Source organism: Streptomyces sp. NPDC058457, assembly GCF_042720695.1.
Lineage (GTDB): Bacteria > Actinomycetota > Actinomycetes > Streptomycetales > Streptomycetaceae > Streptomyces.
The window spans coordinates 98,781-122,112 of sequence record NZ_JBHXLU010000008.1 but is presented as its reverse complement, the minus strand read 5'-3'; the positions used below and the strand labels follow the sequence as shown (position 1 = coordinate 122,112).

The 23,332-nt window shown below is 71.8% G+C and carries 22 protein-coding genes; 13 read left to right on the top strand and 9 right to left on the bottom strand.

What is annotated here, in order from left to right; all coding sequences use genetic code 11:
- Window positions 1–85 precede the first annotated feature (85 nt).
- Window positions 86–994, bottom strand: coding sequence for a LysR family transcriptional regulator (locus ACFWPS_RS09620; RefSeq protein WP_383702837.1), 909 nt, complete (start codon window positions 992–994; stop codon window positions 86–88).
- An 81-nt stretch (window positions 995–1,075) separates the two neighbouring features.
- Here ACFWPS_RS09620 and ACFWPS_RS09615 point away from each other — a divergent pair, with 81 nt between their 5' ends.
- From ACFWPS_RS09615 to ACFWPS_RS09565, 11 genes are all read left to right on the top strand, one after another.
- Window positions 1,076–1,999, top strand: coding sequence for a DMT family transporter (locus tag ACFWPS_RS09615; protein WP_383702834.1), 924 nt, complete (start codon window positions 1,076–1,078; stop codon window positions 1,997–1,999).
- A 196-nt stretch (window positions 2,000–2,195) separates the two neighbouring features.
- Entirely contained in the window at window positions 2,196–4,820 is a 2,625-nt protein-coding gene (locus ACFWPS_RS09610; protein ID WP_383702832.1) for a YfhO family protein, read from the top strand.
- A 23-nt stretch (window positions 4,821–4,843) separates the two neighbouring features.
- A complete protein-coding gene (locus ACFWPS_RS09605) occupies window positions 4,844–5,818 on the top strand; it encodes a glycosyltransferase family 2 protein (RefSeq protein ID WP_383702830.1) in 975 nt (324 codons plus the stop codon).
- Window positions 5,818–6,237, top strand: a complete 420-nt coding sequence (locus tag ACFWPS_RS09600; protein WP_383702828.1) for a GtrA family protein — start codon at window positions 5,818–5,820, stop codon at window positions 6,235–6,237. Before ACFWPS_RS09605 ends, ACFWPS_RS09600 begins: the two co-directional genes overlap by 1 nt.
- Before the next feature lie 150 nt (window positions 6,238–6,387).
- A complete protein-coding gene (gene argC / locus ACFWPS_RS09595) occupies window positions 6,388–7,416 on the top strand; it encodes an N-acetyl-gamma-glutamyl-phosphate reductase (RefSeq protein ID WP_383702826.1) in 1,029 nt (342 codons plus the stop codon).
- Window positions 7,413–8,564 (top strand): bifunctional glutamate N-acetyltransferase/amino-acid acetyltransferase ArgJ, encoded by a 1,152-nt coding sequence (gene argJ / locus ACFWPS_RS09590; protein WP_383702824.1) that lies wholly within the window; start codon window positions 7,413–7,415, stop codon window positions 8,562–8,564. The genes argC and argJ overlap by 4 nt, the downstream gene beginning before the upstream one ends.
- Window positions 8,565–8,726: 162 nt before the next feature.
- Entirely contained in the window at window positions 8,727–9,656 is a 930-nt protein-coding gene (argB, locus tag ACFWPS_RS09585; RefSeq protein ID WP_383702822.1) for an acetylglutamate kinase, read from the top strand.
- Window positions 9,653–10,849: an acetylornithine transaminase gene (locus ACFWPS_RS09580; protein WP_383702820.1), complete on the top strand. Its 1,197-nt coding sequence runs from the start codon at window positions 9,653–9,655 to the stop codon at window positions 10,847–10,849. Before argB ends, ACFWPS_RS09580 begins: the two co-directional genes overlap by 4 nt.
- 19 nt (window positions 10,850–10,868) lie before the next feature.
- A complete protein-coding gene (locus ACFWPS_RS09575) occupies window positions 10,869–11,414 on the top strand; it encodes an arginine repressor (protein ID WP_189264716.1) in 546 nt (181 codons plus the stop codon).
- Window positions 11,415–11,555: 141 nt separating this feature from the next.
- Window positions 11,556–12,143 carry an RNA polymerase sigma factor gene (locus ACFWPS_RS09570; RefSeq protein ID WP_383702818.1) on the top strand — a complete coding sequence of 196 codons (588 nt, stop codon included), beginning with the start codon at window positions 11,556–11,558 and terminating at the stop codon, window positions 12,141–12,143.
- A complete protein-coding gene (locus ACFWPS_RS09565) occupies window positions 12,133–12,885 on the top strand; it encodes a zf-HC2 domain-containing protein (RefSeq protein WP_383702816.1) in 753 nt (250 codons plus the stop codon). Before ACFWPS_RS09570 ends, ACFWPS_RS09565 begins: the two co-directional genes overlap by 11 nt.
- 7 nt (window positions 12,886–12,892) lie before the next feature.
- On the opposite strand, the gene ACFWPS_RS09560 is transcribed toward ACFWPS_RS09565, so the two are convergent.
- The 7 genes from ACFWPS_RS09560 to ACFWPS_RS09530 all read right to left on the bottom strand — a co-directional run bounded on the left by ACFWPS_RS09560 (window position 12,893) and on the right by ACFWPS_RS09530 (window position 20,132).
- Window positions 12,893–14,707, bottom strand: coding sequence for an ABC transporter ATP-binding protein (locus tag ACFWPS_RS09560; RefSeq protein ID WP_383702814.1), 1,815 nt, complete (start codon window positions 14,705–14,707; stop codon window positions 12,893–12,895).
- A gap of 75 nt (window positions 14,708–14,782) precedes the next feature.
- The gene (locus ACFWPS_RS09555) at window positions 14,783–14,953 is read right to left on the bottom strand and encodes a hypothetical protein (RefSeq protein ID WP_383702812.1); all 171 of its coding nucleotides are present in this window, start codon (window positions 14,951–14,953) and stop codon (window positions 14,783–14,785) included.
- A gap of 210 nt (window positions 14,954–15,163) precedes the next feature.
- Window positions 15,164–15,904: an FAD:protein FMN transferase gene (locus ACFWPS_RS09550; RefSeq protein WP_383702993.1), complete on the bottom strand. Its 741-nt coding sequence runs from the start codon at window positions 15,902–15,904 to the stop codon at window positions 15,164–15,166.
- Between the two features lie 55 nt (window positions 15,905–15,959).
- Entirely contained in the window at window positions 15,960–16,760 is an 801-nt protein-coding gene (locus tag ACFWPS_RS09545; RefSeq protein WP_383702810.1) for an FMN-binding protein, read from the bottom strand.
- A gap of 45 nt (window positions 16,761–16,805) precedes the next feature.
- The gene (locus ACFWPS_RS09540) at window positions 16,806–18,188 is read right to left on the bottom strand and encodes a ferric reductase-like transmembrane domain-containing protein (RefSeq protein ID WP_383702808.1); all 1,383 of its coding nucleotides are present in this window, start codon (window positions 18,186–18,188) and stop codon (window positions 16,806–16,808) included.
- A gap of 59 nt (window positions 18,189–18,247) precedes the next feature.
- A complete protein-coding gene (locus tag ACFWPS_RS09535; RefSeq protein WP_383702806.1) occupies window positions 18,248–18,754 on the bottom strand; it encodes an FMN-binding protein in 507 nt (168 codons plus the stop codon).
- A gap of 19 nt (window positions 18,755–18,773) precedes the next feature.
- Window positions 18,774–20,132, bottom strand: coding sequence for a ferric reductase-like transmembrane domain-containing protein (locus ACFWPS_RS09530; RefSeq protein ID WP_383702804.1), 1,359 nt, complete (start codon window positions 20,130–20,132; stop codon window positions 18,774–18,776).
- A 152-nt stretch (window positions 20,133–20,284) separates the two neighbouring features.
- Between ACFWPS_RS09530 and ACFWPS_RS09525 the strand changes: the two genes are divergently transcribed.
- Together ACFWPS_RS09525 and ACFWPS_RS09520 are read left to right on the top strand one after the other, a co-directional pair.
- Window positions 20,285–21,025, top strand: coding sequence for a response regulator transcription factor (locus ACFWPS_RS09525; RefSeq protein ID WP_383702802.1), 741 nt, complete (start codon window positions 20,285–20,287; stop codon window positions 21,023–21,025).
- Between the two features lie 5 nt (window positions 21,026–21,030).
- Window positions 21,031–22,521, top strand: a complete 1,491-nt coding sequence (locus ACFWPS_RS09520; RefSeq protein ID WP_383702800.1) for a sensor histidine kinase — start codon at window positions 21,031–21,033, stop codon at window positions 22,519–22,521.
- A 105-nt stretch (window positions 22,522–22,626) separates the two neighbouring features.
- Here the strand turns inward: ACFWPS_RS09520 and ACFWPS_RS09515 are convergent, their stop codons facing one another.
- A complete protein-coding gene (locus tag ACFWPS_RS09515; protein ID WP_383702798.1) occupies window positions 22,627–23,331 on the bottom strand; it encodes a L,D-transpeptidase in 705 nt (234 codons plus the stop codon).
- Between the last annotated feature and the right edge of the window lies 1 nt (window position 23,332).

Genomic DNA, 23,332 nt, shown 5'->3' with positions numbered 1-23,332 from the left:
CCCCGAACGCTAGGAGCTGGAGCGCACTCCAGGTCAAGCCGGCAGCGGCGGCTGCGGGAGCGCACCCGGACATGCGGGATCCCGGTCAGCCGTGACCCCGGCTTCGGATGACCTCCGCGGCCGCGACGAGTTCGCCGAGAACGGTGCGCACAGCCCTGCGGGCCGTGCGTTCGGGGCGGTGCAGTACGTCGATGTGGCGGTGGGCCTCGATGCCGCTGAGCGGTCTGAGGATGACGCCCGGGTGCGGACGGGACGTCCAGCGGGGCATCAGGGCGACTCCGCCGCCCGCGGCGACCACCTCCGCGACGACGGCGATCTCGTTGACGCGGTGGACGATGTCGACCCCGCGCCCGGCTGCCGCCGCGATGGCCTCGACCGTGGCCAGCAGCGGGAAGCCGTCGTGCACGGTGATCCAGGGCTGCCCGGCGACATCGTGCGCGGTCAGGGCGGGCCGCGCGGCCAGCGGGTGGCCGGCCGGCAGGGCGATGTCGAGCGGCTCGCGCAGCAGCGGGGTGGCCGTGGCGGTCCGGGGCCAGGGCGGGGCGTGGTCCAGGCGGTGGGCCAGGACCAGGTCGTAGGCGCGGGTCAGGGGCGGGAAGTCGGCCTGGGCCACGTCCTCGTCGTGGAGGGTGAGCCGGGGGGAGCCCGGCCGGTCCAGCCGTCGTAGCAGCAAGGGGTAGAACGCGGCGGCTCCGCTGTGGAAGGCGGCCAGCGACACCGTGCCGTCGGGTTCGTCGACGTACGCGTCGATGGTGTGGCGGGCCCGGGCCAGCGCCGTCTCCACGCCGATCGCCGCCTCCGCCAGGGCCTGCCCGGCCGGTGTGAGGACCAGCCGGCGGCCGGCCCGCTCGGTGAGCGGGACCGGGATCGAGCGCTGGAGCAGCCGCAGTTGCTGCGAGATCGCCGAGGGCGTCACCCGCAGCGCCTCGGCGACCGCCGTGACACTGCCCAGTTCGCCCAGCTCCCGCAGGACCCGCAGCTGCCGTTCGTCCACGAGCTGAGTGTAGCTTCGCTAAAAGGTTGGTTGAGAAAGTCGTCGTTTACTTCAACGTGCAGGCCGTGGATCGTGAACAGCATGCCGACCACCCGCCGCATCGACCTGGTGCTCCTGGCCGTCGCCGTCGTCTGGGGCTCCAGCTACCTGACGGCCAAGACCGCCACGGACGCCCTCCCCGTCCCGACCGTCCTCTTCCTGCGCTACGCCGTCGCCGCGCTCGCCTGCGCCGCCGTGCTGCGCCGGTTCGGCGGCCTCACCCGGGACGAGAAGGCCTACGGCTGCCTGCTCGGCCTCACCCAGGCCGCCGTCCTCGTCCTGGAGACGTACGGCGTGGCCCACACCAGCGCCGGGAACGCGGGCCTGATCATCAGCCTCACCCTCGTCCTCACCCCTGTCCTGGACCGGGTCGGTCTGCCGGGGAGGTTCTTCCTCGCCGCCGGGGTGTGCATGGCCGGTGTCGGACTGCTGGTCTCCGGCAACGGGCTCCGCGCCCCCGGAGCCGGTGATCTGCTGATGCTCGCGGCGGCCGTGGTCCGCGCGGGGCATGTGGTGCTGGTCGGCCGGGTGACCGCGGGCCGGGCCCTGCGCCCGCTGCAGCTGACCGCCGTGCAGTGTGCCGTCGGCACCGCCCTGTTCCTGCTGCCCGCGGCCCCCAGGCTGCCGGCGCTCGCCCGGACGGGTGCCGTCACCTGGGCCCAGCTCCTCTACCTGGCCCTCTTCTGCGGCCTGTTCGCCTTCCTCGCCCAGACCTGGGCGGTTCAGCGCACCTCGGCGACCCGCGCCGGACTGCTGCTGGGTACCGAACCGGTGTGGGCCCTGCTGGTCGGCATCGTCCTCGGCGGCGAGCGGCTCACCGGGCTCTCCGTCCTGGGGGCCACGCTGATCGTCACGGGGACGTACTGGGGCGAGGCCGTCGAACGCGCCCATCGCCGGCCCGCCCCGGCGGCGGTGCGCGACACGGTCCGCCACGACGCCGGCACGGGCGCCGCACGGGCTCGTTAACCTCCGAATCATGTTCCCGAAATCTTCTGTTCCCTCTGAAGTCGCGAATTCTTTCCGATAGCGCACATGGATTCGGAATTCGGCTTATTACTTCACAGGCGCGGCACAACCATCAGGAACCTCACTCCGTCTAAGTCGGCGAAACACCGACCTGCGGGGAGTGACGCCCCCGTTTTTTATCTGGGGGCCGCACAGAATGAATCGCACCACCCTGGCCGGGCGCGAACAGGGGGCGAAACCGGCAGGGCGCGAAGAGGAACGGGAAACCGGTTCCGCGAAATGGCGGAGCGCCGATCCGAGAGCGGCCGCCGCGCTGCTCGCGGCCCTTCTCACCACCGTGGCGTTCTGTGCCGCCGACGTGGTCGCCGGCAGCTACCCGTTCGGGTCCCGCACCCGTGGCGTCAACGACCTCGGCAACCAGTACGTGCCCTTCCACGCCCACCTGTGGGACCTGCTGCACGGCAGGGCCGACGGCGGCCTCCTCGTCAACTGGCAGTCCGGCTACGGCTCCGGCTTCCTGCCGGACCTCGGCACCTATGTGAGCAGTCCGTTCGCGCTCCTTGTGGCCCTCTTCCCGCGCGACGAGATCGACCTCGCGGTGTACGTGATCACCGTGCTGAAGACGGCGGTCGCCGGCGCCGCCATGGCCTGGCTGCTGCTCAGCCTGCGCCGCGGCCGCTGGTGGGCGGCCGGCCTGCTGGGCGCCTCCTACGCCCTGTGCGGCTGGAGCCTCGCCCTCGCCTCCTACAACCCGATGTGGCTCGACGGCCTGATCGCGCTGCCGCTGCTGTGCCTGGTCGGCGAATGGGTCATGGCCGGCCGGCGCCCGCTGCTCGGGGTGCTGATCGTGGCGCTCGCCTGGATCGCCAACTTCTACACCGCCTACATGGCCACCCTCGGCGCCGCCCTGGTGCTGCTGCTCCGGCTGGTCCTCGCCGAACTGCCGTGGCGGCGCGCCCCGGCGGTGCTCGGCCGGGCCGCGGTGACCGTCGGACTGGGCATCGGCCTGGCCGCGCCGCTGGTGATCGTCGTGTACTCCGGCACCAAGCACGCCTACCCGGGCCGCGAGGGCCACTTCGCCCCGGTCGGGACCGAGGACCTGCTCGCCCGGCTGCTGCCCACCACGTACAGCTACAGCTCCCCGGCCCTCTACGTCGGCATCACCGCGCTGGTGCTCGCCCTCGCACTGCCCTTCCACCGGAAGGTCCCGGTCCGGGTGCGGGCCGGCTGGTCGGTGCTGGTGCTCGTGGTGGCCCTGTCGTTGCAGTGGGCGCCGACCAGCCTGGCCTGGCACGCCTTCGCCGCCCCGAACGGCAGTTCCTACCGGCAGGCCTTCGTGCTCTGCGCCCTGCTGGTCATCGCCGCCTGGCAGGCACTCGCCCACGGGCTGCCGGACCGGCGGGCACTCGGCGCGGCCGCCGTGCTGCTGGTCCTGATCGCCGCCGCCGCGAGCCGTAGCACCCTCACCCAGCAGCACAGCCACCACACCTGGCCGGTGGTACTGCTCGCGGTCGCGGGCGCGCTCGGCGGGCTCGCGCTGCTCGGCCTCGGCAACGGCAGGCCGGTGCTGGCCGGCCTGGCCGTGGCGCTGCTGATCGGCGCGCAGTTCGGCGAGGCCGCCGCCACCTCGGCCGTGGCCACCCGGATGCGGCTCGGCCAGATGGACGACTACGCGCCCTGGGGCGACCGCCAGCAGCAGGAGGCGGACGCGGTCGCGAGCGCCGACGCCTGGCCCGCGTACCGCACCGACCCCGGCCGCGACCAGACCGTCGGCAACGACCCCATGATGGTCGGCGGCCAGGGCTCCCAGTACTACAGCAGTCTCACCGCCGACGTCCTCAGCCGCACCCTCACCGCGCTCGGCGACGGCTGGACCTCGCGCGGCCGCAGCCTGCAGAGCCTCGACAACCCCGTCACCGACGCGATCTTCTCGGTGGGCGCCCGGGTGCACAACCCGCCGGACCCGCACCAGAAGTGGCTGCCCCAGGGCGGCGGCCCGTCCACCGTGACCCGCGAGGACGTCCCGCCGCTGGTGACGGTACGGCCCACCGCCGCGCACTCCACCCCCGCCGCCTTCGGCCCGTCCCCGTACCGCAACCAGGAACTCCTGCTCGGCGCACGCGTCTACACCCTGCCCCGCACCACCCTCAGCGGCGTGCGCAGGGGCGACGCGGCGCGAGGCCTGCTGGTCGACGGGGAGCAGACGATCACCGCGCAGTGCCGGCCCGGGAGTTCGGTCTTCCTGTGGGCACCGCATTACTCCGGTACCGCCCAACTCGCCAGTGGCGGCGAGCAGAAGCTGTACCGGTCCGACGCCGAGAACACGAAGATCGCCGCGATGCAGCCGCTCGGCACGGTACGCGCCGCGGGACAGGTCCGGATCGAGCTCAAGCCCGACCGGCTCAGCCGCGTCCCGGCGCAGGGCGCGGTCGGCTGCCTCGACACCGCGCGACTGCGCACCGCCGTACAGCATTTGAAGTCCACCGGCGCGACCGAGGTGACCGTCTCCGACGGCACCCTGCACGCCGAACTGCCCGCCGGCAGCAAGGGGACCGCCGTCGTGGCCGCCCCGCGGATCGCCGGCTGGCGCTGCTCCGCCGGCGGGCACGAGGTCGCGGCGAGCGAGTTCCACGGCCTGATCGCCGTCCCGCTGGGCGCCTCCGCCACCAGCCTGACCTGCACCTTCCACCCGCCTGGTCTGCGCCTGGGCGCCGCCGTCGGCGGCACCTCGCTGCTGGCCCTGATCCTCATCGGCACCGTCTCGGCCGTACGCCGTAGAACCGCCATCCGCTCCGGCGAGCGCACGACCACCGCTCACTGACCCGTCCCCAGGGGGAAGAACCCATGCTGATATCGATCGTCGCGCCCTGTTACAACGAGGAAGACGTCATAGAACGCTTCCACGAGCAGGTCCAGAAGATCGCCGACGAACTCCTGCCGCTCGGCCACGACATGGAGTTCGTGTACGTCGACGACGGCAGCCGCGACCGCACCCTGACCCTCCTCAGCCGGCTCGCCGACCGCGACTCGCGGGTCCGGTACGTCTCCTTCAGCCGTAACTTCGGCAAGGAGTCGGCCCTGCTGGCCGGCCTGAAGCACGCCGGCGGCGACGCCGTGATCGTCATGGACGCCGACCTCCAGCACCCGCCGGCCCTCATCAAGCGGATGGTCGAACTGCGCGGCGAGGGCTACGACCAGGTCATCGCCCGGCGCACCCGGCAGGGCGACCGCGTCACCCGCACCCTCACCGCCCGCCTCTACTACCGGCTCATCAACCGGATGGTCGACATCGAACTCGTCGACGGCGTAGGCGACTTCCGGCTGATGTCACGCCGGGTGGTGGACGCGGTCGTGAGCCTCACCGAGTACAACCGGTTCTCCAAGGGCCTGTTCGCCTGGGTCGGCTTCCCCAGTACCACCTTCGAGTACGAGAACGCGGTGCGCGAACACGGCAGCAGCTCCTGGTCGTTCCGCAGCCTGCTCAACTACGGCCTCGACGGGCTGCTCTCCTTCAACAACCGCCCGCTGCGCGCCGCGCTCTACCTCGGCATGACCCTGCTGGCCCTGGCCGGTGCGTACACGGCGTGGATCGTGGGCGCCGCGATGATCAACGGCGTACAGACGCCCGGCTATGTCACCATCATTACAGCCGTCACCGCCCTGGCCGGCGTACAGATGATCATGCTCGGGGTCATCGGCGAGTACACCGGCCGGATCTACTACGAGGTCAAGGGGCGTCCGCACTTCCTGGTGAAGGCGACGAACGTGGACCGAACGGAAGACCGCACCCGCGGCACGACGAAGGACCTCATCCCCTGATGCCGAACGCCACCCTGTCGACCGCCACCGGACCCACCCGCCCGATATCCGGGCAGATCATCACCTTCGCACTGGTGGGTGTCGTCAACACGGCGACGTACTACGGCCTTTACCTGCTTTTTCTGATGTATTTGCCGTACCTGGCCGCGCATATTCTCGCATTCCTGCTGAGTATGATCGGCTCGTTTTTTCTCAATGCCAGGTTCACTTACCGGACGCGTCCCACCTGGCGGAAATTCCTGCTCTTTCCGCTGACCAACGCGACGAATTTCGTGATCACCACGGTGGGGGTGTACGTGATCGTCGACATGTTGCACGGGGCGAGCAAGTTCGCTCCGCTGATGGCGTCGGCTGCGGCGATTCCGGTGACCTTTGTGGTGTCGCGATGGGTGATGCTGCCGAAGGTGGAGGCCGCGTAGTCGTCTGCGGCTGCGTCGTGGCTGGTCGCGCCCGTGCGGCGGTAGTCGCAAATTCAATACGGCCCCGCGCCCCCCTTACGGGGCGCCGAGGTGGGCGTTGCATAAAAGTGCATGCCACCGTATAGTCATGCCATCTGGAGGAGGATGGACATGGCGGTACGTGCGGCGGTGGCCGGAGCGAGCGGGTACGCGGGCGGAGAGGTCCTGCGGCTGCTCCTCGCGCACCCCGAGGTCGAGATCGGCACCCTGACCGGCAACTCCAACGCGGGCCAGCGCCTCGGCGCGCTGCAGCCGCACCTGTTCCCGCTGGCCGACCGCGTCCTGGCGGAGACGACCTCCGAAGCCCTCGCCGGGCACGACGTCGTCTTCCTCGCGCTTCCGCACGGGCAGTCCGCCGCCGTCGCCGAGCAACTCGGCCCGGACGTCCTCGTCGTCGACATGGGCGCCGACTTCCGCCTGCAGGACCCGGCCGACTGGGAGCGCTTCTACGGCTCCCCGCACGCCGGCACCTGGCCCTACGGCCTCCCCGAACTGCCGGGTGCCCGTGCCGCGCTGGAGGGGTCCAAGCGCATCGCGGTACCCGGTTGCTACCCCACCGCCGTCTCTCTCGCCCTCTACCCGGCCTACGCCGCCCAGATCGCCGAGCCCGAGGCGGTGATCGTCGCCGCGTCCGGCACCTCCGGCGCGGGCAAGGCACCCAAGCCGCACCTGCTGGGCAGCGAGGTCATGGGCTCCATGTCCCCGTACGGGGTCGGCGGCGGCCACCGGCACACCCCCGAGATGATCCAGAACCTCAGCGCGGTGGCGGGGGAGCGGATCGCCGTCTCCTTCACGCCGACGCTCGCGCCGATGCCCCGGGGCATCCTCGCCACGTGCAGCGCCAAGGCCGTGGCCGGGGTGACGGGGGAGTCCGTGCGCGCCGCCTACGAGAAGGCCTACGCCGACGAGCCCTTCGTCCACCTGCTCCCCGAGGGCCGGTGGCCCGCCACGGCGTCCGTCCACGGTTCCAACGCCGTTCAGGTGCAGGTCGCATACGACGAGGCCGTGGGCCGCATCATCGCGATCAGCGCCATCGACAACCTGACCAAGGGCACCGCCGGCGGTGCCGTGCAGAGCATGAACATCGCCCTCGGGCTCGACGAGTCCACCGGGCTGACCACGATCGGAGTTGCGCCGTGAGCGTGACGGCAGCGAAGGGATTCACGGCCGCGGGCATCGCCGCCGGGATCAAGGAGAACGGCAACCCGGACCTGGCCCTCGTGGTCAACACCGGGCCCCGCCGTGCCGCCGCGGGCGTCTTCACCTCCAACCGCGTGAAGGCCGCCCCCGTGCTGTGGTCCGAGCAGGTCCTCAAGAGCGGCCAGGTCTCCGCCGTGGTCCTCAACTCCGGCGGCGCCAACGCCTGTACGGGTCCCAAGGGCTTCCAGGACACCCATGCGACCGCCGAGAAGGCAGCCGAGGTGCTGGGGCGGGGCGCGATCGAGGTCGCCGTCTGCTCGACCGGCCTGATCGGCGTGCTCCTGCCCATGGACAGGCTGCTGCCGGGAATCGAGACCGCGGCCGCTTCCCTGAGCGAGCACGGCGGCGAGAAGGCGGCCATCGCCATCAAGACCACCGACACCGTGCACAAGACGTCGGTCGTCACGAAGGACGGCTGGACGGTCGGCGGTATGGCCAAGGGCGCGGGCATGCTCGCCCCCGGCCTCGCCACCATGCTGGTGGTCCTCACCACGGACGCGGTTGTCGAGAGCGAGGCCCTCGACGAGGCGCTGCGCGCCGCCACCCGTACGACCTTCGACCGCGTCGACTCCGACGGCTGCATGTCCACCAACGACACCGTGCTGCTGCTCGCCTCCGGCGCCTGCGAAGTCACCCCTCGGTACGAGGAGTTCGCCGAGGCGGTCCGCGCCGTCTGCGACGACCTCGGCCAGCAGCTGATCCGGGACGCCGAGGGCGCCAGCAAGGACATCAAGGTCGAGGTGATCAACGCCGCGACCGAGGACGACGCCGTCGAGGTGGGCCGCTCCATCGCCCGCAACAACCTCCTCAAGTGCGCCATCCACGGTGAGGACCCCAACTGGGGCCGTGTGCTCTCCGCCATCGGCACCACCAGGGCCGCCTTCGAGCCCGACCAGCTCAACGTCGCCATCAACGGCGTCTGGGTGTGCAAGAACGGCGGGGTCGGCGAGGACCGCGAGAAGGTCGACATGCGCTACCGCGAGGTCCACATCGTGGCGGACCTCGCGGCAGGCAATGAGTCTGCGGTGATCTGGACCAACGACCTGACGGCCGACTATGTCCACGAGAACAGCGCGTACTCGTCTTGACGTGCCCGCTTGGTTGTCACGGGTCCCCGTCGTCGCCGACGAGGGTTCCTGTTTCACCGGCGGCAGCTCGCCCCGGACGAGACCGGGATAAGTCTTACGCCGCCTCCGCAGGCCAGAACCGCCCGCCCGGCGGCTGATCCGAAATTCTTCCGAAAGTCGGCTATGACGGTCAATCACTCAGAAGAGCGAAAGTCCTCAACCCGTAAGCACACCGCGCTGCCCAAGGCGCAGATCCTCATCGAGGCCCTGCCCTGGCTGGTCCGGCACAACGGCAGGACGGTCGTGATCAAGTTCGGCGGCAACGCCATGATCGACGAGGACCTGAAGGCCGCCTTCGCCCAGGACGTCGTCTTCCTGCACCACGCCGGCCTCAAGCCGGTCGTCGTGCACGGCGGCGGCCCTCAGATCAGCGCCGCGCTGGAAAAGCACGGCATCGTCAGCGAGTTCAAGGCCGGGCTGCGGGTCACCACCGAGGACGCCATGGACGTCGTACGGATGGTGCTCGCCGGGCAGGTCCAGCGCGAGCTGGTCAACCTGCTCAACCAGCACGGGCCGCTCGCCGTCGGGCTGACCGGCGAGGACGCGCACACCATCACCGCGACCAAGCACCGGCCCGAGATCGACGGCGAGTTGATCGACATCGGGCGGGTCGGCGAGATCACCGCGATTGACACGGGCGCGATCGAGGCACTGCTCGCCGACGGCCGGATCCCGGTCGTCTCCTCCATCGCCCGCTCCGAGGACGACGGACATGTCTACAACGTCAATGCTGATACGGCGGCTGCGGCACTCGCTGCTGCTCTGGGCGCCGAAACCCTCATGGTCCTCACCGACGTCGAGGGCCTCTACGAGGACTGGCCGAACTCCGACGAGGTGATCAGCCGCCTCACCGCTTCCCAACTGGAGAAGCTGCTGCCGGAGCTGAGCTCCGGCATGGTGCCGAAGATGGAGGGCTGCCTGCACGCCGTACGCAACGGCGTCACCACCGCCCGGGTCATCGACGGCCGGGTCCAGCACTCGATCCTGCTGGAGATCTTCACGGACGAAGGCATCGGCACCATGGTCGTGCCGGACGCGGAGGGGGAGTCATGAGCAACCAGGAACTGACCGCGCGGTGGCAGGGCGCGCTCATGAACAACTACGGCACCCCGCGGCTGCCCCTGGTCCGCGGCGAGGGCGTCAAGGTCTGGGACACCGAGGGCGGCGAGTACCACGACTTCGTCGGCGGCATCGCCACCAACGCGCTCGGCCACGCCCACCCGGCGATCGTCGAGGCCGTCAGCAGGCAGATCGCGTCCCTCGGCCACATCTCCAACTTCTTCATGGCCGAGCCCACCGTCGCCCTCGCCGAGCGGCTGATCCAGCTCTTCGGCCGGGACGGCAGGGTCTTCTTCTGCAACTCCGGCGCCGAGGCCAACGAGGCCGCCTTCAAGATCGGCCGGCTGACCGGGCGCACCCACATGGTCGCCACCGACGGCGGTTTCCACGGCCGGACGATGGGCGCCCTCGCGCTCACCGGACAGCCCGCCAAGCAGGACCCCTTCCGCCCGCTGCCCGCCGACGTCACCCACGTGCCCTACGGCGACGCGCAGGCCCTGGCGGCCGCGGTCACCGAGGACACCGCCCTGGTGATCATCGAGCCCGTCCAGGGCGAGAACGGCGTCGTCGTACCGCCCCCCGGCTACCTCAAGGCGGCCCGCGCGATCACCGCCGCCACCGGCGCGCTGCTCGTCCTCGACGAGGTGCAGACCGGCACCGGCCGCACCGGCACCTGGTTCGCGTACCAGGCCCACGAGGGCGTGCTGCCCGATGTCGTCACCCTCGCCAAGCAGCTCGGAGGCGGGCTGCCGCTCGGTGCGACCGTGGCCTTCGGCCGGGCCGCCGAGCTCCTCCAGCCCGGCCACCACGGCACCACCTTCGGCGGCAACCCGGTGGCCTGCGCCGCCGGCCTCGCCGTCCTCGACACCATCGAGAACGAGGGGTTGCTGGAGAACGTCAAGCGGCAGAGCGAGCGGTTGCGGGACGGAATCGAGGGTCTCGGCCACGGGTTGATCGATTATGTCCGGGGCGCGGGCCTGCTCCTGGGTATCGTGCTCACCGAGCCGCTGGCAGCACAGGTGCAGCAGGCGGCTCAGGAGGCCGGGTTCCTGGTGAACGCGCCCGCTCCCGACGTCGTACGGCTGATGCCGCCGCTGAACCTTCGCGACGCCGAGGCGGACGCGCTGCTGAGCGCCCTGCCCGGCATCCTCGACGCAGCGAGCGGGGACGGACGATCCGGAGCATGATCCGGAGATTGAGACGACGATGAGCCAGGCGCAGGAGTTCGACCAGTCGGGCGGGGCGGGGCCCGCGGTGCCGCAGACCCGGACCGCCCGGCACCGCCGGATCGTGGACATCCTCAACCGGCAGCCGGTGCGCTCGCAGAGCCAGCTCGCCAAGCTGCTCGCCGACGACGGGCTCACCGTCACCCAGGCGACGCTCTCCCGGGACCTCGACGAGCTGAACGCCGTGAAGATCCGCAACACCGACGGCGAGCTGATCTACGCGGTGCCGAGCGAGGGGGGCTTCCGCACGCCCCGCGCCCCGCTGGGGGAGTCGGCCAAGGAGGAGCGGATGCGCCGCCTCTCCCAGGAACTCCTGATCTCCGCGGAGGCCTCGGCGAACCTGGTCGTCCTGCGCACCCCGCCCGGCGCTGCCCAGTTCCTCGCCTCGGCGATCGACCAGGCGGAGCTGCACGACATCCTGGGGACCATCGCCGGGGACGACACACTGCTGCTCATCAGCCGTGAGCCGACCGGCGGACAGGCTCTCGCGGACCATCTGCTGCGCCTGGCCCAGAACGGCCACTGACGGCAGCCGACGGCCACCTGCACCCGCCGGCACCCGCGTGCGGGGCCCGGCCGGCCGACGGACAATGGCGGTGTGATCTTCCGCGGCGAGCGGTCAGGCGGGCGGGCAATCCCCTGGCGGCCGTCGAACGTACACAGGGGTGTGTCGGGATTCCGGTTCCCCGTCGGCCGCCTCCCGGACGAGGCTCTGCTGTCCGGGCTGGCCACCGGAGACCCGGAGCTCGCCGAGATCTTCGTACGGCGATTCCAGCACCGGGTCTTCGGGGTCGCCATGGCGGTCACCGGGGACCAGCAGCTCGCCGAGGACGTCGCCCAGCAGACGTTCGAGCGCGCATGGCGGCACGCCCAGATCTACGACTCGCGCCGCGGCTCGGTCGGGACCTGGCTCACCACCATCGCCCACAACCTCGCCGTCGACGCCGTCCGGGCCCGGCGGACCGAACCGATGGCACCCGAGGACCTCGACCCCCTCCTGGACGCCGTCACCGAGACCCCCGAACGGTGGGCCCTGGCCGACGAGGCCTCCACCCAGCTCAGGGCCGCACTGGCCCGGCTGCCGCGAGACCAGGCCCGGGCCCTGATGATGGCCGGCATCTACGGCATGACGGCCCAGCAGATCGCCGACGCGGAACGGATCCCGCTGGGCACGGCCAAGACGCGGATCAGAGCGGCGATGGCGAAACTCCGCACCGCGTTCGCGACCCCGAAGGGAGGCGGCCATGTCCGGTGACGCGCACTGCGAGAAGCTGCGCGAGGTCGGCGCCGAACTGGCGCTGGGCGTCCTGCCCGGCCGCGAGCGGGCCGAGGCGGTCGCCCACCTGGACGGGTGCGCGGACTGCCGGGAGTACGTGCGCCAACTCACCGGGATCGGCGACCGGTTGATCGGCCTGCTGCCGGAGAGCGACCCGCCGCCCGGCTTCGAGACCCGGGTGGCGCGCAGTCTGGCCGAGCAGACGGCGGGGCCGGAGGGGGCCCGCCCGGCCGGCGTCGGCCAGGGCCGGCGCGGCCGGATCCGGCGCCTCCGGCTGCGGCTCGCGGCGGTCGCCGCCACCGCAGCGGTCGCCGTCGGCTTCGCCGGCTGGGCGATCGGCAGCGCCGTAGAGGGAGCCGTCACCGCCTCGGCGCCGGCGGTCGAATCCGAGCCCGTGCTGGTCGGGGACATGATCCCGGCCGGCGGCGGAGAGCCCGTCGGCGAGGTCTACGCCCACCCCGGCAGCCCCGCCTGGATCTTCGTGTCCGTCGCCCTCCCCGGCACCCCCTACAACGGCAAGGTCACCTGCCTCCTCGCCCGCACCGACGGCACGACCGCACGGGTCGGCGACTTCCCCCTGCGCGCCGGACGCGGCAACTGGGGCGTGGCGGTCCCCGTCGACCTCACCAAGTACTCCGCCGCCCGCCTCACCTCTCCCGTCGGCACCGTCCTCGCCACCGCCCAGCTGCAGAAGGGCAAGGTGGTGACCCCGGAGGCGTGAACGGGGGTCAGGACAGCACCGCTCCCGAGCCGAGCCGGTGCAGCCGGGCGTACGGCCCCTGCCGCCCGAGCAGATCCGCGTGCGCGCCGTCCTCGACGACCCGGCCGCGGTCGAGCACCACGATCCGGGTGGCGTCGCGGACGGTCAGCAGCTGGTGCGAGACGACCACGGTGGTCCGCCCCGCCATGAGCCGGCGCAGCGGCTCCATGACCCGCCGCGCCGAGCGGACGTCCAGTCCGGCGGTCGGCTCGTCCAGGAGGAGCACCGGCGCGTCCCGGACCATCGCCCGGGCGATCGCCAGCCGCCGGCACTGTCCGCCGGAGAGCGTCCGGCCGCGCTGTCCGACGAGCGTGTCGTAGCCGTCCGGGAGCCGCTCGACGAACTCGTGGGCGTCCGCGGCCCGCGCCGCCGCGACGATCTCCGCATCCGTGGCCGCCGGCCGGCCGTAGGCGATGTTGTCCCGCACGGTGCCGTGGAAGACGAGCGTCTCCTGCAGCACCACGGCGATGTTCTCCCGGACGTCGGTCAGGCTGAGTTCGCGCAGATCGGTCCCGTCGAGACGGACCGCGCCCCGGTCGGGGTCGTAGAACCGCAACTGCAGCTTCGCGAGCGTGGACTTGCCCGCCCCGCTCGCCCCGACCAGCGCCAGCGTCTCCCCGGGAGCCGCCCGGAACGACACGTCCGACAGCGCCCAGGCCGCCGTACCGGGATAGCGGAACCACACCCCGTCGAACTCCACGGCACCCCGCGCCCGGCGGATCCGGCGCGCTCCGGCCGCCTCGGTCACCTGGGGACGCTCGTCGAGCAGTTCGATGATGCGTTCCGCGGCGGCGGAGGCCGTGTAGAAGGTGGTACCGAGCCCGGACAGTCCGTGGACCGGGCTGTACAGCTTGCCGATCAGCGCGAGGAACACCAGCAGTCCGCCGAGTGTGAGCTGGCCCTGGACCAGCTTCCAGGTGCCGAGGGCCAGCACCCCGAGGCCGCCGGCCACCTCCACGAACTCGACCGCGGGTTCGTACACGGCGTGGATCCGCGCCGAGGCCATCGCCGCCCGGAACCTGCCGACGTTCTCCCGCTCGAACCGGCGCGCCTCCCAGTCCTGCCGGTTGTACGCCTGCACGAGGACGACGTTGCCCAGCGACTCCTCGGCGATCGCGCCGAGCGCCCCGCCGCGGCGCCTGCGCTCCCGTGACGCCTCCCTGATCAGCCGCGAGAAGTGCCGGGCCGAGCCCCAGAACAGCGGTACGACGACGAGGGCGAGCAGTGTCAGGTCCCAGCGGAGGTAGCAGAGCATGCCGAGGTAGACGCCCAGGCTGATCAGGTAGTAAAGGGCGTCCGCGACACCCGAGAGCAGGAAGGTCTCCACCGCGTCGACGTCGCCCGTGACCCTGGACAGCACGTCCCCGAGCCGTCGGCGTTCGAAGAAGCCGAGGGAGAGCCCCTGGACATGCCGGAACACCTCGGAGCGCAGCGTGAGCAGGAAGCGTTCGCCGACCCAGGTGGACGTCACGTCGTCGGCGAAGCCGAGGGCGCCGGAGCAGAGGACGAGGCCGAGGTAGGCGGGTGCGATCCACAGCAGAGGTCGCAGCTCCCGCGCGACGAGCACGTCGTCGACGACGAACTTGAAGAGCCACAGCTCGGCGGCGTCGAACGCGGGGGCGGTCAGGCTCAGCAGGACGAGCGGCACGAGCCAGCGGCGGCCGCCGCGGGTGTAGGGCCAGAACCGGCGGAAGACCTCGCGCGGGGAGACCGGGGGAGCGGCCGCGACCACGGTGCCGGAGGGATCGCCGGCCGACAGCAGACGTCGCAGCACTTGCGCCATGACGGGGTTCCTCGGAAACCACCGGCGGAGCGGACCGGCTGACCCGGCGCCGGTCCGCTCCGCCTTCGGATGTGGTCAGTAGCGGTCGTGACCGTGCCGGTCGCCGCCGTGGTCGTGCCGGTCACCGTGACGGTCGTGACGGTCGTGGTGGTCGTGGTTGTGGCCGTGGCCGTGCCCGTGACGGTCGTCGTGGTTGCGGTCGTGGTCCCGATGCTTGAACGGCATGAGGTTGCTGAAGACGGCCATGGTGTTCCTCCCGAAACTTGCTTCACAGGGGGTACGGCCGGGAGGGGCGTCGGGATGGCGTTTTACGGGACGAATCTGAAATACATCGCGGCGGTGTCCGACGGCCGTTCGTCTGCGGGCCCGGTGGGGGCTGGTCGCGCAGTTCCTCCCCCGGCCGAAGGCTGGGGGAGGAACCCGGCAAGCGCCGGTGAGCGTCCCTACCCCCCCACCTCAGCCCAGACGGGCGGCCAGCCCCCCGGTGCAGCGCACCTCATCGCCCGCAGTGATCAACAGCCCCTCCACACCCGGCAGCGACTCCAACCAGGCCAACCCCGCCCGTGACCCCATCGCGAACGCCGCCGTGGCCCAGCAGTCCACCCACGTCAGCCGTGGCCCCACCACCGTCACCGCCACCAGATCCGTCACCGCCGACTTCCCGGTCCGCGGATCGACGATATGGGCGCCCCGCTCCGCCGTACCGGACGTGGCGACCGCCAGCTCCTCCACCCCAGCCGCCGAGATCACCGCCGCCAGCCCACCGGGCCGGAGCGGATCGGCGATCCCCACCCGCCATGCCCGCGTCGGCTCGGGCGCGCCGAACATCTGGACGTCACCGCCGCCGTTCACGCTCACGCCGCTCACCCCGGCCACCTGCCGCAGCACCCGCGCCGCCCGCTCGGCGGACCAGCCCTTCACGATCCCGGTGGGATCGAGCCGCCCCCGGTAGCGCGTGCTGAACCAGCCGTCGCTCACCCGCTCCGCGTCGGCCGCCAGCTCCAGCACCTCGGCCACCTCGGGATCGCAGTCGGCGACGCCGATCTCCTCCCGAGCCAGCCGGGACACCTGGCTGTCCTCGCGGTAGGTGCTGAACACCTCGTCGACCCGGTGCAGCCCGGCGACCGCCTCTTCGAGGGCCGCCCGCACGGCATCCGGATCCCCGCCGCGGACGTCGAAGGAGAAGACCGTCCCCATGACCTCCTCCGCATGACGCACCGCGGCGGGAGCTTCCGCGGACTCCGCCACGGCCTCAGCCACCGGCCTGGTCCAGCGCCGACTGCAGGGACTGCTTGTAGCCGGTGCTGGTGTAGGTGGCCCCCGAGACGGAGTCGATGCTGGCGTTGCCGGCTGCCACCGCCTCCTGGTTGAGCTTCGGGACGGAGAGTGCCGTCTTCTGGTCGCTGGTGCCGCCGCTGGGCGCCTGCACCGCCTCCGCCTTGGTGATCTTCCCGCCGGAGACGGTGATCCGGACCTGGACCGGCCCGTACTGGGTCTGCGCGACCTGCCCGGTCACCGTCTTGGCCTGCGCCTGCGCGGACCCGGACGACGAGGAGGAGCCCGAGGACGAGGACGAGCCCGACGACGAGGAGGCGGCCGCCTCCTTCAGCTTGTCCAGCGCCGACTGCAGCGACTGCTTGTAGCCGGTGCTCGTGTACGTCGCCCCGGAGACCGAGTCGATGTTCGCGCTCTGCGCCGCCACCGTCTCCTTGTTCAGCGTCGGCACCGACAGCGCGGTCTTCTGGTCGCTGGTGCCGCCCTTGGGCGCCTGGATCGCCTGGGCCTGGGTGATCTTGCCGTTGGCGACGGTCAGCCGGACCTGCACGACCCCGTACTGGGTCTGGGTGGCGTCTCCGTCCACCGTCGTGGTCCCGGCGGCCCCGGTGCCGCCCTGCGGCGACTCCTGTCCCGCCGCCGCGGCCGACGGGGCCGCGCCCGCCGCGGACGCGGACGCCGGGTCCGACGACGGCTTCAGCGACAGCAGCAGCACGACACCGGACACGGTCGCCGCGGTGGCCAGCACCACACGCCTGATGGGGTGACTCTTCCTCATCGTTCCCGAACTCCCGATTCCTGGATTCCCGTGTGGTCCCGTCGCTCACATCTCGAACGACTCGTGATGGATGCGGCGGGCGGGAACCCCCGCGCCGCGCAGTGCTTCGTACACGCCCTGCGCGAACCCGGGCGGGCCGCACATGAAGACGTCGTGGTTGTCGATGTCCGGGATCTTCCGCTGGAGGTTCTCCGCGGAGATGTCCGGCCGCTCGCCCTCCGGGCTGTTGACCGCGTACATCAGCCGGGCCCCACGCTCGTTGGCGATCTTCGCCAGTTCGTCCCAGAGTGCCAGGTCCTGCGTGGTGTTGGCCCGGTAGAGCAGGGTCAGGTCGCCCGCGGCGCCGGGCAGCGTCTCGAACAGCGCCCGCATGGGCGTGATCCCGACGCCGCCCGCCACCAGCAGGACCTTGCCGCGGCTGCGCCGGGACGCGGTCATCGCCCCGTACGGCCCTTCGGCCCACACCCTGGTCCCGGGCCGTAGTTCGCGCAGCCGCGCGCTGTGGTCGCCGATCGCCTTGACGGTGATCCGCAACATGCCGGGGCGGGGTGCCGCCGACAGGGAGTACGGGTGCGAGCTGAACCGCATCCCGGGGGCCAGGAACCGCCAGCGGAAGAACTGGCCGGCCTCGGCGCCCATCCGGTGCAGCTTGCGCCCGCCGATCAGCACCGACACGATGCCCGGCGTCTCCTCGATGACCGCCTCGACCCGCATCCGGTGCCGCAGGTTGAGCCGGATCGGGGTGAGGATCCGGTACCAGACGACCAGCGCGGTGACCGCGCCGTACAGCCCGTACCAGAACGTCTTGGCCATCGGCGTGAGGGCGAAGTCGTTGCCGGTGGTGATCTGGTGCCAGAAGGTCAGGAACACCGCCGCGTAGGTGAGCAGGTGGACGTGGTACCAGGTGTCGTACGGTATCCGGCGCCGGACCGGGCCGATCGAGGTCAGGCCGATGACGACGAACAGGCCGGTGCCGATCGCGGCCTTGCCCATGTCGGGGAGCTGGTTCACCGAGTCGATGGTCTGCTGGACGATGTCGTTCAGCGTCTTGCCGGCCTGCAGCGCGTAGCCCCACATGATGAGGAACACGTGCGCGAAGACCAGGCAGAGCGTGTAGCGGCCGCTCATCGCGTGCCAGCGGGCGACGCGGTCGGAGCCGACCCGCCGCTCCAGCGCGGGCACCCGGGCCATCTGCAGCACCACCAGGGCCATCAGATAGCCCGCCAGCAGGCCGGTGATCCGGCCCGCGTTGAGGATCTTGCCGTTCTGGTCGGCGATGGACGGGGTGTTGTGCCACCACAGCCACAGCACGGCCGCCGCGCCCGCCCATACGGCGAGCAGCAGCGGAACTGCCGGGGAGCGGCGCGGGCGGATGCGGCGCATCGTCTGTCGTCGGGCGGCACGTCCGCCTGCGAGCGTGGTGGTCACGGTTCCTCCGTAGGGAATTGACCCTTGGCCCACAGATACGTGCCGTACTGCCCGAGTGTTCAGAGACCCGCGGAGTCCAGTGCGGACTGGAGTGACTGCTGGTAACCCTGACTGGTGTAGGTGGCCCCGGAGACGGTGTCGATGCTCGCGCTCTGCGCGGCCAGCGCCTCGCTGCGCAGCTGCGGCAGGGCGTAGTCGTTGATCTGCTGGTCCCTGGGGTTCTCCGACGGGTACTGGAGCGCCGTGACGTCGGTGATCTTGCCGTTCTTGATGGTCACCTTCACCTGGACGGGACCCCAGCGCGTCTGCACGGTGTCCCCGGTCACGGTCTTGGTGCCGGTGCTGCTGCTCCCGGACTTGCCGGAGCCGCTGCTGCCCGAGCCGCCGGTCGCGCCCGGGGAGGCGCTCGCGCTGCTCGACGGCGCCGGTGCCTGGGCCACCGAGTCCGTGATCACGGTGGGGCTGGTGTGCGGCTTCAGCGCCAGCAGCATCACTATCCCGGAGACGGTGGCGGCACTCGCCAGCATGATGCGGCGCAGCGGCCGGTTCTTGTTCAGTGCGTGCACGACAGGGGCCTCACAGCTCTCACAGTTCGAACGACTCGTGGTGGATACGGCGGTCCGGCACTCCGGCGGCCCGCAGCGCCCCGTACAGCTCCTGGGCGAAGCCGTGCGGGCCGCAGATGTACACGTCGTGCCCGGCGAGACCGGGGACGCTCGCCCGCAGCGCGTCCGGCGTGAGGGCGGGGCGTTCGCCGCGCGGGCCGTTGAGGGCGTAGAGCACCCGGGCCCCGCGCCACCGCGCGATCGCCTCCAGCTCGCCGCCCAGCGCCAGGTCCTCGGCGGTACGCGCCCGGTAGAGCAGCGTGACCTCGCCGGGCAGCGTCTCGAAGAGCGCCCGCAGCGGGGTGACCCCGACGCCGGCCGCGATCAGCAGGGACCGGCGGCCGCTGGCCCGGTCGGCGGTGAGGGAGCCGTACGGCCCCTCCGCCCACACCCGGGTACCGGGGCGCAGCAGCGCCACGGCCGTGCTGTGGTCGCCGAGCGCCTTGACCGTGACTCGCAGCAGGTCGCCGCGCGGCGGCGCCGACAGGGAGTACGGCGTGGACGTCCAGCCCATGCCGTCACCGCCGAAGAACCGCCAGCGGAAGAACTGCCCCGCCTGCGCGCCGAGCTCACCGATCCGCCGGCCCCGCACCACGACGGAGTACACACCGGGCGCCTCCTGCTGCACGGACTCCACCCGCAGCCGGTGCCGGAGGTTGAGCCGCACCGGCGCCAGCACCCGGAACCACACCACCAGAGCCGCGACCCCCAGGTACAGCGCGTACCAGAAGGCGGTGGCCACCGGCTTGCCGTTGAAGTCGTTGCCCAGCGTCAGCTGGTGGAAGAAGGCGAGGAAGACGGCCGCGTAGGTGAGCAGGTGGACGTAGTACCAGAACTCGTAGCTGGTACGGCGGCGCGCCGCCCGCATCGAGGTGATGCCGACGGCGAAGAGGATCACCGTGCCGGCGGTCGCCTTGAGCATGTCGGGGTAGTCCAGGACGACGTTCAGCGTCTCGTGGACGATCGGGGCATGGTCCTGGGCCGCGTACCCGGTGAGGATCAGCACGATGTGCGCGACCAGCAGGCACACCGTGTACCGCCCGGCCATCGCATGCCACCGCGCCACCCGGTCGGAGCCGACCCGGACCTCAAGGAGCGGCACCCGGGCCATCAGGCCGACGAGCACCGCGCAGGCGTACCCGCACAGCAGCCCGGCGATCCGCCCGGCCCCGGTCAGCCAGCCCGCCGCTCCGACGACCGAGCCGGTGTCCGACCACCACAGCACGATCACGGCCGCCACCCCGGCCCACAGCACGGCGAGCACGGCGGCGGCGGGGGAGCGGCGCGTGGCCACGGCGGGTACGGCGGGTGCCGTGTGCCGATCGTCCACGGTCGTCATGAGTCGGGTCCTTTCTCCGTCCGGTGCCGCCACTGTGCAGCCCCAACCTCTGAGCGACCTCTCAGTCCCCGCCCTGCTCAGCGCACTCAGAGCAAACTCAGAGCACCCGGGGTCCCCCCTCGCCACCCGCAGGGGCGATGCTGGTAGACGCGATGAACACGACCCGCTCCGGCCGCCCCGCCCTCACCCGCCCCGACGGCACCCCGCTCCGGGTCCTCGTCGTCGACGACGACCCCGACCTCGCGGAGGTCCTCACCGGCGCCCTGCGCTACGAGGGCTGGGAGGTCCGCGCGGCCGGCGACGGCGCGGCCGCGCTGGCCACGGCCCGGGAGCTGCTGCCGGACGCGGTGGTCCTCGACGTGATGCTCCCGGACACCGACGGCTTCGCCGTGCTCCGCTCGCTGCACCAGGTCAAGCCGGACGTCTGTGTGCTCTTCCTCACGGCCAGGGACGCCGTCGAGGACCGTATCGCCGGCATCACCGCGGGCGGCGACGACTACGTGACCAAGCCCTTCAGTCTGGAGGAGGTGGTCGCCCGGCTGCGCGGCCTGCTGCGCCGGGCCGGCATGGCCCGCCAGCAGGAGGACGGCCCCCGGCTGGTCGTCGGCGACCTGACCATGGACGAGGAGGCCCGCGAGGTGACCCGGGCCGGCGAGCTGATCGAGCTCTCGCCGACCGAGTTCGAACTCCTCCGCTTCCTGATGCGCAACCCGCGCCGCGTCCTCAGCAAGGCGCAGATCCTCGACCGCGTCTGGTCCTACGACTTCGGCGGCCGCGCCCATGTCGTGGAGCTGTACATCTCCTACCTGCGCAAGAAGGTGGACGCGGGCCGCGAACCCATGATCCACACGGTCCGCGGCGCGGGCTACGTCCTCAAGCCGGTGACCAGGTGACCCAGGTGACCAGGGTGAATCTCCTGCGACGGCTACGGCACCTGCCCCGCCCCCGTACCCTCCGCGCCCGTCTCACCGCGGGCCTGGTCGTGCTGCTGGCGGTGAGCTGCGCGGCCGTGGGCGTCGCCGCGGTGGTCGAGCTGAACGGCTTCCTCACCGGGCGCCTGGACCAGCAGCTCCAGCAGACCGGCCCGAGCTTCCCGCAGTCCCTCGAACACGGGACGTACAAGCCCAGCGACCGGGACGGCGACGAGCACGGCGACACCCGCCGCCAGGCCGCCGGCACCTTCGGCGCCCGCCTGCTCAAGGGCCGGGTCACCAACGCGGCCCTGATCCCCTCCGGCGCCGACCCGGACCTGACCGTCGCCCTCACGGCCCACGACCGCGCGGCCCTCGCCGCGCTGCGGGTGGACGGACGCGGCCACACGGTCCGCCTCTCCTCGTTCGGCGACTACCGGCTGCTTGCCTGGACGGGCCGCGACGGCGACGTCCTGGTCACCGGCCTCCCCCTGGAGCCGGTACGGGCCACCGTGCACCGCCTGGAACTGGTCGCCGCCGGCGTCTTCGGCCTCGCCCTCGCCGCGGCCGGGGTGGCCGGTGCCCTCTGGGTCCGCTGGTCCCTGCGCCCGCTGAGCCGGGTCGCGGCCACCGCCACCCGGGTCAGCGAACTCTCACTCGCCAGCGGCGAGGTGGCCCTGCCGCCCCGGGCCCCCGAATCCGACCCGCGCAGCGAGGTCGGCCAGGTGGCCGCCGCCTTCAACCGCATGCTGGGCCACGTCGAGGACGCGCTGACGAAACGCCACGCGAGCGAGGAACGCCTGCGCTCCTTCGCGGCCGACGCCAGCCACGAACTGCGCACCCCGGTCGCCTCGGTCCGCGGCCACGCGGAACTGGCCCTGCTCCACCCGGGCCCCCTGCCCCCAGGGATCACCCGGGCCCTGGAACGCATCGCCGCCGAGTCCTCCCGCATGGGCGAGATGGTCGACGACCTCCTCCTGCTGGCCCGCCTGGACGCCGGCCGCCCCCTGGAGAGCCACCCGGTCGACCTCACCCACCTCGTCCTGGACGCGGTCACGGACGCCCGCGCCGCGGGCCCCGACCACCGCTGGACACTCGACCTCCCCGAGGAACCGGTGACGGTGACCGGCGACACCCACCGCCTCCAACAGGTACTGGCCAACCTGCTGGCCAACGCACGTCTGCACACCCCCGCCGGCACGAAGGTGACGGTGACCCTGGAGACGGACGACGGGACGGCGGTCCTCCACGTCCACGACGACGGCCCCGGCATCCCGCCGGACATCCAGCCCGGCGTCTTCGAACGCTTCACCAGAGCAGAACACCGCCGCCGCGTTGACGCCTCCGGCGCCGGAGCGGGCCTGGGCCTGTCGATCGTGGCGGCGGTGGTGGAGGCGCATGGGGGGACGGTGACTTTGGAGAGCCGCCCGGGTGCAACGACGTTCACTGTGAAACTGGCGGCCACTGCCACTCCCTAGGGGCGCGGGGCTGTATCAATCTGCGGCTCCGCCGCGTGGGCGCGATCAGCCGCAGACGGCCCGCACCCGCCCATGCACCCGCACCTCTACGGCGCAACCGCACCCTCAGTACCGGGTGAGAGCCGTATCTCCGCCCACCGTCCCGATGGCGATATGCGGCGCCTTCTTCGGATCCGCCCACTGCAGAATCCGCTGCATCGCATCCACCGGCACCGAAACGCACCCCGCCGTGGCCCCCTCCCCATTGACATGCAGAAAGATCCCGGCCCCCCGCCCCCGCACCGGCTGCTGGTAGTTGAACCCGATCACCAGCGCGTACGCGTACTGCGTCGTGAACGACGACAACTTCTCCGACTCGGCGGCCCGGCAGTCGGACGGCAACGGCTCTGCCCAACGGTTGTAGGAGGCGGAGTCGTTGTCCTGGCACCACCACGAATTGGCCGTCACCGGCCGGTACTCGACGGTGGTCCCTGCCGGTGCCGCCTGGAGGCCGAACCCGAACGGCAGGTCGTACAACCCCGTCGGCGTCGTGTTCGTACCCTGCTGCCGTTTGACCCCCTCGACCAGCCCCTTCGCCCCGAACCGCGCGGCGGCGGACCCCACCTGGGCCCACTGCCCGTCCCGCCGCTCCCACCAGGTCACGGTCCCCGACGTCGAGCTCAGTGCCGACGCCTCCGCGGTGATCAGCTGGGTGCCGCCACCCGTGTCGGCCATGCTCGCGGGCAGCGGTGAGGCGTCCCCGCCCCCCGGTGCCGCACCGAGCAGCAGCAGGGACGCGGAGACGAGGGTGACGACGACGCCTGGACGCATG